The organism is Pseudomonas sp. MD195_PC81_125, from assembly GCF_014060985.1.
Classification (GTDB): Bacteria; Pseudomonadota; Gammaproteobacteria; order Pseudomonadales; family Pseudomonadaceae; genus Aquipseudomonas; species Aquipseudomonas parakoreensis.
Map to the genome: position 1 here is coordinate 1 of NZ_JABULD010000412.1, position 11,535 is coordinate 11,535.

9 protein-coding genes and 1 pseudogene are annotated in these 11,535 nt (G+C 60.2%); 5 read left to right on the forward strand and 5 right to left on the reverse strand.

The window, feature by feature from the left end; genetic code table 11:
* Positions 1–157 precede the first annotated feature (157 nt).
* Positions 158–406: a helix-turn-helix domain-containing protein gene (locus HT737_RS16875; protein WP_182403351.1), complete on the forward strand. Its 249-nt coding sequence runs from the start codon at positions 158–160 to the stop codon at positions 404–406.
* Complete coding sequence (locus HT737_RS16880) at positions 399–1,622, forward strand: type II toxin-antitoxin system HipA family toxin (protein WP_182403353.1); 1,224 nt, start codon at positions 399–401, stop codon at positions 1,620–1,622. The genes HT737_RS16875 and HT737_RS16880 overlap by 8 nt, the downstream gene beginning before the upstream one ends.
* Positions 1,623–1,625: 3 nt before the next feature.
* Here the strand turns inward: HT737_RS16880 and HT737_RS16885 are convergent.
* Positions 1,626–2,631: pseudogene (locus tag HT737_RS16885) on the reverse strand (AraC family transcriptional regulator).
* Positions 2,632–2,731: 100 nt separating this feature from the next.
* On the opposite strand from HT737_RS16885, the gene HT737_RS16890 reads away from it, so the two are divergent.
* Positions 2,732–3,805, forward strand: a complete 1,074-nt coding sequence (locus tag HT737_RS16890; protein WP_182403355.1) for a fatty acid desaturase — start codon at positions 2,732–2,734, stop codon at positions 3,803–3,805.
* A 104-nt stretch (positions 3,806–3,909) separates the two neighbouring features.
* Here HT737_RS16890 and HT737_RS16895 read toward each other — a convergent pair whose 3' ends face one another.
* The 3 genes from HT737_RS16895 to HT737_RS16905 are packed head-to-tail and all read right to left on the reverse strand — an operon-like array spanning position 3,910 to position 7,945.
* On the reverse strand, positions 3,910–5,520 hold the full coding sequence (locus tag HT737_RS16895; RefSeq protein ID WP_182403357.1) for an arylsulfatase: 1,611 nt from the start codon (positions 5,518–5,520) through the stop codon (positions 3,910–3,912).
* A 14-nt stretch (positions 5,521–5,534) separates the two neighbouring features.
* On the reverse strand, positions 5,535–6,350 hold the full coding sequence (locus tag HT737_RS16900) for an ABC transporter ATP-binding protein (RefSeq protein ID WP_047290774.1): 816 nt from the start codon (positions 6,348–6,350) through the stop codon (positions 5,535–5,537).
* Positions 6,347–7,945, reverse strand: a complete 1,599-nt coding sequence (locus tag HT737_RS16905; protein ID WP_182403360.1) for an ABC transporter permease — start codon at positions 7,943–7,945, stop codon at positions 6,347–6,349. Before HT737_RS16905 ends, HT737_RS16900 begins: the two co-directional genes overlap by 4 nt.
* A 397-nt stretch (positions 7,946–8,342) precedes the next feature.
* Here HT737_RS16905 and HT737_RS16910 point away from each other — a divergent pair, with 397 nt between their 5' ends.
* Positions 8,343–9,356, forward strand: a complete 1,014-nt coding sequence (locus HT737_RS16910) for an ABC transporter substrate-binding protein (protein ID WP_182403362.1) — start codon at positions 8,343–8,345, stop codon at positions 9,354–9,356.
* Between the two features lie 77 nt (positions 9,357–9,433).
* Here the strand turns inward: HT737_RS16910 and HT737_RS16915 are convergent, their stop codons facing one another.
* Positions 9,434–10,354 carry a LysR family transcriptional regulator gene (locus HT737_RS16915; protein WP_041071095.1) on the reverse strand — a complete coding sequence of 307 codons (921 nt, stop codon included), beginning with the start codon at positions 10,352–10,354 and terminating at the stop codon, positions 9,434–9,436.
* Between the two features lie 181 nt (positions 10,355–10,535).
* On the opposite strand from HT737_RS16915, the gene HT737_RS16920 reads away from it, so the two are divergent.
* On the forward strand, positions 10,536–11,456 hold the full coding sequence (locus tag HT737_RS16920) for a TauD/TfdA family dioxygenase (RefSeq protein ID WP_182403364.1): 921 nt from the start codon (positions 10,536–10,538) through the stop codon (positions 11,454–11,456).
* Positions 11,457–11,535: the final 79 nt, after the last annotated feature.

The window sequence follows — 11,535 nt, forward strand, 5'->3', positions numbered from 1 at the left end:
CGAGTGAGACGGTGTTCGAGCTGGGTTTTGTCCTGAGCCAATAATGCGCCGTGCAAGTAATCAGAAACTCAGCTAGAGTTTGGCAATTAGTGCATCGCATGCGATGCACATTGATTATTTATCTATAAATGCATCGTAAATAGTGCAGGTTTGCGCAATGGAACAGATCGGCGAACTGATCAAAAGCTTGCGCAAGGCGCGCAAACTTTCCCAGCAGGCCTTGGCTCAACAATATGGCATGAGCCGCGCCACCATCTCGGGGATTGAAAACAATACGGTCTCCGAAATCGGCCTGCGCAAAGTCGAGGCGATTCTTAACGGCTTCGGTTACGAGCTGGTTGCCGTTCCCCGCAAGTCCAATCGCCCAACCCTCGACACGCTGCAAAAAGTGAATTTCCATGACTGAAACGCCAGACAGGTTGCACATCCGTGTGGGTGAACAGGTGGTCGGGACGCTGGGGCGCGGGCAGGTTCGCGACGACAGTGTGTTCAGTTACCGTGAAGATGCCAGCGCGGACAATGCTGTATCGCTGACGATGCCGACCCGCCTGGACAGCTATGGCTGGGAGCATGGCATCCATCCCGTCTTCGAGATGAACCTGCCCGAAGGCGCGCTGCGGGAGGAGTTGATGCGGCGCTTCAGTAAGGCCGTGCGGGGCTTCGATGATTTTGCTTTGTTGGCTATTGTCGGCCCACATCAGCTCGGCCGTCTGGCAATTGCCAGCGCACCGGTAACCGAGCCGCTTCCAGCAACATCCCTGAGCGATCTGCTGGTACACGATGGTGCTCAGGGGTTGTTCGAAGATCTGTTACAGACCTACGGTCAGTATTCCGGAGTGTCAGGCGTGCAGCCCAAAGTGCTGGTGCGTGACAGCGCTGCCGCGATTGATCGTCTGACTCATCGGGGGGCGACTCATCTGGTCAAAGCCTTTCGCGCCGAAGAGTATCCGCAGTTGGCAACCAACGAATATTTCTGTATGCGGGCGGCGCAGCACTGCGGTCTTGAAGTGCCAAAATTCGAGCTCAGCGAGCGCGGTAAATTTCTGGTGGTCGAGCGTTTTGACCTGAGCGATTCGGGATACCTCGGTTTCGAAGATTTCTGTGTACTGAACGGGTGGCCATCGAAGGCCAAATATGACGGTTCCTATGAAGGTGCCGCGCGGCAGATCAAGGCTTTCGTCTCGCCGCAGTTGCTGGGCTCTGCCCTGGAAGCGTTTTTCAAGATTGTCGCGTTGTCTGCGGGACTGAAAAACGGTGATGCGCATCTGAAGAATTTCGGCGTGCTTTACGAAAATAGTGCAGAGCAGTCATCCGTCAGGCTCGCGCCGGCGTACGACATCATTACAACGTCGGTTTATATCAAGAGCGATAGCATGGCGCTGCTGCTGGGCGGTTCGAAAGCCTGGCCCAAGTACAAGATGTTGGTACGGTTTGGTCGTACGGCATGCAACCTGAGCGAGGCGCGTTGCAGCGAATTACTGCAACAAGTGGCTGATGGCATGCATATGGCGATCAAGGAAATGACCGAATACAGTCGCAAGCATTCCGGGTTTTCCGAAGTGGGCGAGGCGATGATCGAACAGTGGACATCTGGCCTGCAACGCAGCTTGATCAAGGGCTGATGTTCAGCGCAACTGATCGCGAAACTGCCCCGGTGTCATCCCCGTCCAGCGTTTGAACGCCCGGCTGAAACTGCTGGTGTCGGCGAATCCGAGTAAATAACTCACCTCGCTCAACGAACATTGCGGATCGCGCAGGTGCAGCAGCGCAAGGTTTTCGCGGCTCTCGTTGAGCAGCGTGTCGAAGCGACAGCCCTCGTCCGCCAGATGCCGTTGCAGGCTGCGCAGGCTCAGGTGCAAGGCCTGGGCGATGCGCTCGGCGCTAGGTTCGCCTTCGGGCAGTTGTTCTTCGATGGCGTCGCGCACCTTGCGCTCCCAGGTCAGCGGTTGGAGCTGGGCCAGGGTGCGCTTGAGCACCGCTTCGTTGTGTTCGGCCAGTTCCGGGTTGGCGTCGTCGAGGTGGCTGTCGAAGTCGGTAAGGGAGAACTCCAGGCGATCCTCGGCGCAGGAAAAATGCACCGGGGGCGCGGAACACTTTGTGCCACTGATGTGCATCGGAGGGTTCCGGGCGGCGCAGGTAGACCGCCAGCGGTGCGTAGTCGCGACCGAGGCGATTGCGGCAGGTGCGCACATAGATCGCGGCAAACGCGTCGATGGCTTCGAAAGCCGACGCCGGATTGCCTGACGGAATCTTCAGACGAAACAGGTAGCGGTCGTCGCTGCGGCTCAGCTCCAGCTCCAGCGCATCGCTGACCACCGGGTGATAACGCACGATGCGCTCGAACACCTCACGCAGGCTGCCACTGGCCACCAGCGCGTAACCGAGCGCATGGAACGTGGTCGGGCTGACGAACCGCGACACTCGCAGACCGATCGCCGGATCCCCGCTGAACTGCACCGCCAGTTGCCACAGGCGCGTGGTGCCGGACAACGGATAACGCGCGTTCGGGTCGTCCATCAACTGTGGGTCGAGCCCGGCCTGTTGGCACAGGCCGATACTGTCCAGCCCCAGCGCATCGAGTTGCTTGCGCAAGGCACGGGTCCAGCTGGCGAGTGAGGTCGGTTCCTTCATGCTGATTGGCGCTTCCGGTCAACAGGTTGGCGTTCACGGCTACCATCAATAAAGCGTTCGCAGGGCAGGATGCGAACATCAATAAACAGAGGATGGAAGCATGGACCGTACTTCTGCAAGTCCCCAGCGACACAATGCTGCCCAGCGATCAGCGCATATTCGCGAAGTGGTGCTGGCCAAAGGCGTCGAACTGCGTGAGCGCTACCCGATCCTGCAGCATCAGGACGCTCTCGGTGCAGGGATTCTGGCTTTTGCCCTGGCCGGGATGATCGGTTCGGCGACGCTGTACGTCACTGGCCACATGGCGTGGTGGGTGTGTCTGTTGCTCAACGCGTTTTTCGCCTCCCTGACCCACGAGCTGGAGCACGACCTGATCCACAGCATGTATTTCCGCAAGCAGCGCGTGCCGCACAACCTGATGATGGGCCTGGTGTGGCTGGCGCGGCCGAGCACGATCAATCCGTGGATCCGTCGCCATCTGCACCTCAATCACCATAAGGTGTCCGGCACTGAAACCGACATGGAAGAGCGCGCAATCACCAACGGCGAACCATGGGGTTTTGCGCGGTTGCTGATGGTCGGCGACAACGTCATGTCGGCGTTCATCCGCATGCTGCGGGCCAAGACCTGGGCCCACAAAATCAACATCATCAAACGCACCCTGAAGGTCTATGCGCCACTGGCGCTGCTGCACTGGGGCGCGTGGTACGTGTTTCTCGGCTTCCACGCGGCAAATGGCGTGGCTTACCTCGTGGGTTCGCCGATCGAATGGTCGGCGACCACGTTGTCAGTGATGCAGGTGATCGACATCGCGGCAGTGGTGATCATCGGCCCGAACGTGCTGCGCACCTTTTGCCTGCACTTCATCAGCTCGAACATGCATTACTACGGCGACATCGAGGCGGGCAACGTGCTGCAGCAATGCCAAGTGCTCAATCCGTGGTGGCTGTGGCCGCTGCAGGCGTTCTGCTTCAACTTCGGCAGCAGCCACGGCATTCATCATTTCGTGGTGAAGGAACCGTTTTACATCCGGCAGATGACCGTGCCGGTGGCGCACAAGGTGATGCGTGAGATGGGCGTGCGGTTCAATGATTTCGGCACGTTTGGGCGGGCTAACCGGTTTGTACGCAAGGATGAAGTGGTAGCGGGGGAGGCGCGTACGGCTCAGGCTTGATAGGAGAGTTTGCGGGCCTCTTCGCGGGCAAGCCCGCTCCCACTGGGGAACACATTTCCATTGTGGGAGCGAGCTTGCTCGCGAAGGCGCCGGATCAGGCAACCTCAATCCGGCTGAAACGGCGAAGCACTCAAAATCACCCCAGTCTCCTCCACATATTTCTGCCAATGCCCGATCAAGGTGTTGAGCTTGTCCGGCTGACTCGACGCCAGATCATGAATTTCCCCCGGATCACTGCTCAAGTCATACAGCTGCCAGGTCGCCGGCCCCACCGGCCCGGGGATCCACACCGCCTTCCACGACCCTTGGCGAATCGCCCGGCGGCCAAACAATTCCCAGCCGGTGACGGTGTGCTCGTCATGCACCTGCGCCGTCTCGCCAGACAAAAAGCCCAGCCATGATTTGCCGCGCAGCGGCGCCACCGGTTTGCCGTGCCATTGCTTGCCCGGATGGCGCACGCCGGCCAGATCGAGAATCGTCGGGGTGATGTCCATCACCGTACCGAAACCGTGGCTGATCTGCCCTTTGATTGGCAATTGCGGATAGTGCAGCAGCGCCGGTACGCGAATCCCGCCTTCGGTGGTGAACGCCTTGAACAGCCGTGACGGCGCGGTCGCCACCTGCGCCCAGCTCGGTCCGTACCAGACGTAGGAATTGGCACGTCCGATGTTGTCGAGGCTGTTGTCGTAATGCTGGTTGAGGTACGTCAGCAGTTCCGGGCCGAACTTGGGGAACGCTTCCAGTAGCGCACCCTCGGCGCCGTTATCGGACATGAACAGGATGAAGGTGTTATCGAGTTGGCCCTGCTGGCGCAGGTAATCGACCACCCGGCCAATGTTCCAGTCCATGCGCTCGACCATCGCCGCGTAAACCTCCATGGCTCGCGCGGAAATCTGTCGTTGCTCAGCGCTCAGCGCAGCCCATTGTGCATTCAGTTGAATCAGCGGATGCGGCTCGACATCCGGCTCGATCAGGCCCAGCGCCTTGAGTTTTTCCAGGCGTTCCAGACGCAGGACTTCGGGACCGGCGTCATAGCGGCCACGGTATTTTTCGACTACCTCGGCCGGTGCCTGCAACGGCCAGTGCGGTGCGGAGAAGGGCAGATAAGCGAAGAATGGCCGGCTCTGATCGCGCTCCTTGAGATACTGCAGCAGCTTGTCGCCAAAGGCGTCCGACGAATAGAAATCCTTGGGCAGCTCATCGATAAAGGTGTCGTCTTCGATGTACAGCGCTGGCGTCGATTTCAGCAGGCCCGGGGTGTGTTCGTCGTAGGTCGGTTCAAAACCGTAATGGTTGGCCGCCCCCGGCAGCAGCGAAAACGAACGCTCGAAACCACGGGCCTGCGGCGCCAGCTCAGCCGTCAGGCCGAGGTGCCATTTGCCGCTCATCAGGGTCTGATAACCGGCCTCGCGCAGCAGCTCGGGCAGGGCGACCACGCGGTCATTCAAGTAGCCCTCATAACCCGGTTTGCCGATCAACTCCGGGGTCAGCGCTTCGGCCATGGTGCCGATGCCGGCGATGTGGTGGTCGGTGCCGGTCAGCAGCATCGAACGCGTTGGCGAGCAGGTCGGTGCGGTGTGGAAATCGGTCAGGCGCAGGCCATTGTTGGCCAGCGCGTCGAGGTTCGGCGTGGCGATTTCGCCACCGAAGACGCCGATATCGGAAAAGCCGAGATCGTCGGCCAGAATCACCAGAAAGTTGGGGCGTTGCGGCATCGATACAGCTCCTCTCAATAGGCAATGAACGACAGCGGCAGATCGCGGATCTGCACCGGCAGGCTCGGTTGGTAATGGTCGTCACTGGTCAGTTCGTGCAGCAGTTCTTCACGCAACTGATGGAAGTCGAAACTGCTGCGCTGACGTGGATGCGGCAAGGCGATGTCGACCACCTGCTTGATCCGTCCCGGACGCGGCTCCATTACCACCACGCGGTCGGCGAGGAAGATCGCTTCCTCGACGTCGTGGGTGACCAGAATCGTGGTGATTTTTGCCCGGTCGCGGATCGCCAGCAGTTCGTCCTGCATCTGCTGGCGGGTCAGCGCATCGAGTGCGCCGAAGGGTTCGTCGAGCAGCAGAATCCGTGGGCTGGCGACCAGTCCGCGAGCAATCGCCACGCGCTGCGCCATGCCGCCGGAGAGCTGGTGCGGATAGGCCCGGGTGAAATCGCGCAGGCCGACCAGCTCAATGAAATCGTTGATGCGCTGCTGCTTTTCGGCGGCGCTCAGTGGTTCGTTGACCAGACCGAGACCGATGTTGTCGGCCACCGTCAGCCAAGGGAACAGTCGATGCTCCTGAAATACGATGCCGCGCTCGCTACCGATGCCGCTGACGGCTTTGCCATCGACGCTGATCTGCCCGCGAAACTGCGTGTCGAGGCCCACCAGCAAACGCAGCAAGGTGGATTTGCCGCAACCGCTGGACCCGACGATGGCGACGAATTCGCCCTCGGCGATGTCGAGGTTGAATTCACGAATCGCCTCCAGTTCGAAACCGTCGACGTCGAAGGATTTGCCTACGTGGGTGAAGCTGACAATCGGTGCGTTCATGCGTGTCTCCAGCGAGTGGCGCGAATTTCCAGGCGTTGGCCGATGAGGTTGAGCAGGGCGCCGGTGAGGCCGACCAGCAGCATTCCGGCCATGATCAGGTCCATGCGCAGCAGTTGTTGGGCGCCGATCATCTGGCTGCCGATGCCGCCGTTGGACGGCATGAAGTATTCGGCGCCGATGGTGCCGAGCCAGGCGTAGATCAGACTCAGGCGCAGCCCGGCAAAAATCCCCGGCGCCGCGCCCGGCAGCACCAGACGGCGCAGGCGCTGGCCGAGGCTCAGGCGCAGTACCTGCGCGACTTCATTCAGGTGTGGCGAGAGACTGGCGACGCTACGCTGAGTGGCGATGAACAACGGAAAGAACGCGGCGAGGGCGACGAACACCCACTTCGCCAATTCACCCAAACCGAACCACGCGGTGAGCAGCGGCACCCAGGCGAAAATCGCGATTTGACGGATGGCGGCGAGGGTCGGGCCGAGCAGTCGTTCGCTGGTGCGTGAAAGCCCCAGCAGCAAGCCGAGGGCAAAACCAAGTCCGCCGCCCAGCAGCAAGCCGCCAAGGGTACGACCGAGACTCAAGGCCATGCCGCTGATCAGCGTGCCGTCGAGCAAACCGTTTTTTGTTGTTTCCAGCACCGCGAACGGGCTGACCAGGATGTTCGCATCGACCCATTGCTGATCGCTCGCTACTTGCCACAAACCGATCAGGCTCAGCGGCAACAACCACGGTTGCAGCCGCTGCCAGCCTTCATAGCGCGGGCCACCGCGGATTTCTGCGGTGGCCGGGTGCGGCCAGTGCACCAGTTTGCGGTCGAGAAAACCGATGCCGCGATCCATCGCCACGCCGAGCACACCGATAACCACGATGCACACGAACACGATGTCGAGCATGAACAGTTGCCGTGCCCAGACCATCAGGTAACCGATGCCTTCGCTGGACGCCAACAGCTCCACCGCCAGCAAGGACGTCCAGCCAGCGGCCAGGGCCAGGCGTACGCCGGCCATGAACGCTGGCAGTGCGGCGGGCAGCACCAGACGCCGGATCAGCAAGTACGACGGCAGGCGCAACACGGCGGCGGCTTCGCGCAGTTTCGGTTGCGCATCTCGAACGCCGACCAAGGTGTGCAGGGTCACCGGCACCACGATGGCCTTGATCAGCACCACCAGTTTCAACACTTCGCCGATGCCGAAAAACACCATGAACAGCGGAATCCACGCCAGCGTTGGCACCTGTGCCAGACCGGCGAAGGTCGGAAACACCAACCGTTCGAGGCGCCGGCTGAAACCCAGTGCGGCACCCAGCACCGCACCCGCGCAGATGCCAGCCAGCAAGCCCCAGAGCAGGCGTTGCAGGCTGATCCACAAATGACTCCACAGCTCGCCCTGGGACAGCTCGATGGCGCTGTTCCACACCAGCGATGGCGCCGGCAGAATCTGTTCGCTCATCCATTGATTGCGCGCGGCCAGCCACCACAGAGCGAACAGGCTGAGTGGCAGCAGCCAGGGCAACAGGCGTTGGTTGAGGCTTGGCCACGCCCGATGACGTTTCAGGGGCGGCGCGGGCAGCGGCAGGCTGAGCAGGGAATCACGGGCCATGGGTGACCTCCGTTGTCGGGTTGGATCGGGAGCAAGATCAAAAGATCGCAGCCTTCGGCAGCTCCTACAGGGGGACGCGTCCGTGAATTCGCTCCTGTAGGAGCTGCTGAAGGCTGCGATCTCCAGTGGTATTAGCTATAAACAAATTGTTATAAGCGATATTAAAAATATTGAATTTGGAGATAAGCAGCGCCATTTAAGGCTTCCAGAACATCGCGCATCCAATGCATTCGAAGAATATTTTCGATGCTGTTAATGCATACGCCGCTGAAGCCCGCGCTGTTGCTTGCTTAGCGTTAATAGCTATAAAAATGTGCATTTATAGTATTTAAGCGAAGGTCACGCTTCGGCCTACTTTCGGCTCCTCAACGCCTGTCGTGATCAAGGAGCTACATCCATGAACCTTCCCTTCAAACGAGTTTTCAGTCTGTTTGCCATTCCGGCACTGGCGGGCCTGCTGGCGTTTACCGCGCAGGCCGACGAGCTCAAGGAAATCCGGATCGCTGTGCCTGACCTGAGCGCCGGCACCCAGCACAGCGGCGGCGGTGTGGTGGATGTGCTGCGTGATCGGCAGATCTTCGAAAAAGCTTTCGCCGATCAGGGCATCAAGATTCAATGGAGCTTCTTTAAGGGCGCCGGACCGGTGATCAACGAGGCGTTTGCCAACGGTCAGGTCGATCTGGCGTATCTGGGCGACCTGGCGGCGATCATCGGCAAGTCCAATGGCCTCGACACACGTTTGCTCAGCGCCAGCGCGCGTGGCGTGAAGCAATATCTGGGCGTAGTCCCGGGTTCGGGGATCAAGACTTTGCAGGATCTTAAGGGCAAGCGTGTGGCGATCTTCCGTGGCACCGCCACGCAGTTGTCGTTTGATGCGGCGCTGGCCAGTCAGGGCCTGAGCGAAAAGGATCTGAAGGTGATCAACCTCGACTTCAATGCAGCGGTCGCGGCATTGGCGGCTAAACAGATCGACGCATCGTGGGGCAGTTCCGGGCTGACGGCCCTGCAAGCCAAGGGGCTGGCGGAATTGCCGCTGAACACCAAGGATCTGGGCGGGGCCGGCAGTGTGCAGTCAGTGCTGGTGGGCACCGGCAAGTTTGTCGACGGGCACCCGGAGGTCGTGGCAAAGCTGCTCAAGGCGCAGCAACAAGCCGTGGATTGGCTGACCCAGGACAACAACAAGGATGCCTACGTGCAACTGGTGTCGGGGCTGGCGAGTTATCCACCGCTGATCCTGACCCAGGACCTGCAGGATCAGAAACTCAGCGAAGTGTTCCCGTCGACGCTGGACCCGGTGTTCCTCGGCAAATTACAGGACTCGGTGGATCTGGCGGCGCAGCAGAAACTGATCCGCAAACCGTTCAAGGTCAGTGATTGGGTGGTGCCTGAACTGGCGGCGGCCAAGCTTTAAAATCACAAGATCGCAGCCTTCGGCAGCTCCTACAGGGGCATGCGTTCTCTGGAAGAGAGGCTGCGATCCTTTGATCTTCAAACCGCGACGCTGACTTCCTGTTTATCCACCGCCACCAACGTCTCGATCATCGCTCTTGCTGCGGGCGACAGGCGAAACCCGGTACGACTGACAATCCCGCAGCGCGCATTCATGCTCTCCAGATTCTGCGGCAGGTTGCGCCAGTGCAGCAGCGCCAGTGAACCTTGGGCAATGTCTTCGACGAACGCCTCTTCCGTGCCGACGCCAATCGCATTGGATTGCAGCACCACTTTCACCAGCGCCGGGAAATGCTCGGTCTCGATGGTCGGCGAAAAATCGATCCGGCCGCTGAGGTTCGCCAGCAGTTTGCGAATCCCTGGCGGGATCAGCGTGGTCGCCAGCGGGTAGTCGAACATGTCGTTGGTCGACAAGCTTTCCTTGGCCAGCAGCGGGTGCCCGGGCCGGCAGAAAAACACCCCGCGTTTGGGCGTCAGGGCCTGGGTCTGGAAGTTTGGATCGGCCTCGAAATGGCGGATGTCGGCGATGAAGAATTCGATCTCTTCGCGGCTCAGCGCGCGGCTGAGTTTTTCCCAGTTGTCCACCTGAAAACAGGTGCGCACTTTCGGGTGCGCGTTGATGAATTGCGCCACCGCATCCGGGACCAGTTTCACCGCTGGCGCCGGGCCGCAACCAAAGTGCAGCTCCCCGGCATCAAGCTTGGTCATTTGCGTCACTTCAGCGCTGAGCAACGCCGCACCCTGCACCAGGGTCAGGGCGTGTTGCAGCACCACCTGGCCTTCGGGGGTGGGGCGCAGATCCTTGTTGCCGCGATCCACCAGCACGCAGCCGAACTCTTGCTCCAGCCCTTGAATGCTGCGGCTGAACGCCGGTTGAGTGATGCCCATCGCGTCCGCCGCACGGACAAAACTGCGGTGTTCGTTGAGGGCGATGAAGTAGCGCAACTGACGAAGATCCATATGCTTTCCCGGCATCCTAAAAATAGCTCGAAGGCATTTGCGACGAGGGTTGCTTGAGGTTTTAAATGCAAGCTCTTATTCCGTCAACGAAGCATGTGAATATCTATTAGATGTAAATGGAATATAAATAGAGCCATGTTTCGCTGTCGCCCAACCGCAAGCAGTCGATGAGGGTCTACCCATGAGCAATGCCGCACTCGCTGTAAAACCCGCTGTCCACGCGCTGGAAATCCATCCGGTGGCCGGCCGTATCGGCGCCGAGATTCGTGGCGTGCACCTGTCCGGTGAATTGGACGCCGCTACCGTCGAAGCCATTCAGCAGGCGCTGATCCAGTACAAGGTGGTGTTCTTCCGCGAGCAGACCCAGCTCGACGATCAGCGCCAGGAAGCCTTCGCCCATCTGCTCGGCGAGCCCGTGGCGCATCCGACCGTGCCGGTGCGTGAGGGCACCCGTTATCTGCTGGAACTGGACGGCGCCGAGGGCCAGCGCGCCAACTCCTGGCACACCGACGTGACCTTCGTCGACGCCTACCCCAAAGCCTCGATCCTGCGCTCGGTGGTGGCCCCGGCCTTCGGTGGCGACACCTTGTGGGCCAACACCGCGACCGCCTACAACGAACTGCCGAGCGAGCTGCGCGAGCTGGCGGACAAACTGGTCGCCGTGCACAGCAACGAATACGACTACGCCGGGGCCAAGCCAGACGTGTCGGCGGAGAAGTTGGAGCGCTATCGCAAGGTCTTCACTTCAACCGTCTACGAGACCGAGCACCCGGTAGTGCGAGTCCACCCGATCAGCGGCGAGAAGAGCTTGCTGCTGGGGCACTTCGTCAAGCGCATCAAGGGTTATTCGCAAGCCGATTCGGCGCACCTGTTCGGCTTGTTGCAGAGCCATGTGATTCGTCAGGAAAACACCGTGCGCTGGCGCTGGAAGGCCGGTGATGTAGCGATCTGGGACAACCGGTCGACGCAGCATTATGCGATTGATGATTACGGCACTCAGGATCGCATCGTGCGGCGAGTGACGCTCAAGGGTGAAGTGCCGGTTGGGGCGTCGGGGCAGCGTAGTCAGACCATTAAAGGCGCGGATATCGTCGGCGTTTGATAAGGCTCCATCGCTGGCAAGCCAGCTCCCACAGAGATTGGTGTCGGACACAAAGGATGTGAACAACGCAAAACCTGTG

What these genes read in the sequence shown, in the direction of transcription:
- HT737_RS16910 (WP_182403362.1), top strand. Translation starts at nt 8,343, where the DNA reads ATGAACCTTCCCTTCAAACGAGTTTTCAGTCTGTTTGCCATTCCGGCA.
- HT737_RS16900 (WP_047290774.1), bottom strand. Translation starts at nt 6,350, where the DNA reads ATGAACGCACCGATTGTCAGCTTCACCCACGTAGGCAAATCCTTCGAC.
- HT737_RS16875 (WP_182403351.1), top strand. Translation starts at nt 158, where the DNA reads ATGGAACAGATCGGCGAACTGATCAAAAGCTTGCGCAAGGCGCGCAAA.
- HT737_RS16905 (WP_182403360.1), bottom strand. Translation starts at nt 7,945, where the DNA reads ATGGCCCGTGATTCCCTGCTCAGCCTGCCGCTGCCCGCGCCGCCCCTG.
- HT737_RS16890 (WP_182403355.1), top strand. Translation starts at nt 2,732, where the DNA reads ATGGACCGTACTTCTGCAAGTCCCCAGCGACACAATGCTGCCCAGCGA.
- HT737_RS16880 (WP_182403353.1), top strand. Translation starts at nt 399, where the DNA reads ATGACTGAAACGCCAGACAGGTTGCACATCCGTGTGGGTGAACAGGTG.
- HT737_RS16915 (WP_041071095.1), bottom strand. Translation starts at nt 10,354, where the DNA reads ATGGATCTTCGTCAGTTGCGCTACTTCATCGCCCTCAACGAACACCGC.
- HT737_RS16920 (WP_182403364.1), top strand. Translation starts at nt 10,536, where the DNA reads ATGAGCAATGCCGCACTCGCTGTAAAACCCGCTGTCCACGCGCTGGAA.
- HT737_RS16895 (WP_182403357.1), bottom strand. Translation starts at nt 5,520, where the DNA reads ATGCCGCAACGCCCCAACTTTCTGGTGATTCTGGCCGACGATCTCGGC.